The following is a 1,271-nucleotide window of genomic DNA, read 5'->3' as shown; positions in this document are numbered from 1 at the left end:
TGTTTAGACCGGAGACATAGCTGACGCCTGTTCGGACACATCACTGACAGATTGGCCATTGGTCAAGTCGATAGATGCGACCTGCCAGCTGGCAAAGAAGACGCCGTAGTGGCCGTCGCGATCGAGCGGTCTGACGGCCAGTTGCTCGCCGCAGAAGGCCTGGGGAACTTTCCACATTTGGCCTTTGAAGGCGATGTAGCTTCGCGTCGAGGAGACGGTGCGCACGACTTCCCCCTCGTCGTATTGCACCCTCGGCACATGATCCGGCATGGCGCGAGAACTCGGCCGGTAGCGGTCGGCTGGGATACCCATGCCCAAGCTCTCATGAGGTCGCTCCAGATTGTAGATCGTGCGCCAATGGTCGAGGGCGCGCTGAACTTCAGCCAAGCTGCGGAACGTGCGCAGAGCGAACACTTCCGCTTTCAAGCTGCGATGGAAGCGTTCGTTCTTGCCTCGGCCCTGAGGATGACGCGGCCTGGCATGGACCACCCTGACGCCGAGCTTGAGCAGCCACACTTTCAGCGCGGTCCAGCGAGCGCCGGACGTGTCGCCCCAGGGAGAGCCGTTGTCGAGGTAGAAGGCCTCCGGCAGTCCATAGCGCCGGAAGGTTTCGGTCAGATGTTTCTGCACGTCAGGACGCTGCTCGTTGGCGCAGGCCTTCAGACACAAGGCATAGCGCGAGTGGTCATCGACCATGGTCAGCGGATGACAGCGCGCTCCGTTGGCAAGGGGCATATGGCCCTTGAAGTCCATCTGCCACAGCTGGTTGGGCGCATCCTTCTCGAAGCGATGGCCGGGAGGACTCGGCGGAGCTTTCTCGCTCGGCACGATCCGCTCATTCCGGCACAAGATCTGATGGACCGTGGAAGGCGCGGGCACAGTCTGGCCGCTGCGCTTGAGGCAATGGGCAATCTTGCGCGCACCCCAGGCCGGATGCTTGTCCCGCACGGCCAGGACTTGCGCCTCTACCACGGGCTCGCTGCGTTTGGGCATGCTCTTGGGCCGGCGGCACTGATCCGCCAGCTCACGGTCGCCAGCTCGCCAACGCCTCAGCCATTTGTAGCCCACATCGGGACTGATCCCGAACCGCCGGCACAGTTCCCGCCGGTTCGTTCCGTCCTGCAAGGCAAGTCGCACAAACTCGCGCCGCTGATCCATTACCGACACCTCGTTCCAGGGCATGGACGGCCTCCCGAATCGACCAATCCAGCCCATCTTGATGTGTCAGCTATGTCTCCGAACACCTGTCAGTGATCTGTCCGGTCTAAACA

Annotated in this window: 1 protein-coding gene; it reads right to left on the bottom strand. The window is 62.1% G+C overall.

Annotated features, from left to right (window positions below; genetic code table 11):
• Nucleotides 1–3 precede the first annotated feature (3 nt).
• Nucleotides 4–1,182, bottom strand: coding sequence for an IS481 family transposase (locus UNPF46_RS37100; protein WP_142253322.1), 1,179 nt, complete (start codon nt 1,180–1,182; stop codon nt 4–6).
• Between the last annotated feature and the right edge of the window lie 89 nt (nt 1,183–1,271).

The sequence above is a fragment of the Bradyrhizobium sp. UNPF46 genome, assembly GCF_006658625.1.
In the GTDB taxonomy this organism is placed as follows: domain Bacteria; phylum Pseudomonadota; class Alphaproteobacteria; order Rhizobiales; family Xanthobacteraceae; genus Bradyrhizobium; species Bradyrhizobium nitroreducens.
The sequence above is the reverse complement of the archived record's forward strand: the minus strand, read 5'-3'. Positions and strand labels throughout refer to the sequence as shown.

Excerpts from the sequence above, each read along its gene's own strand:
- UNPF46_RS37100 (WP_142253322.1), bottom strand. The coding sequence starts at position 1,182 with ATGCCCTGGAACGAGGTGTCGGTAATGGATCAGCGGCGCGAGTTTGTG.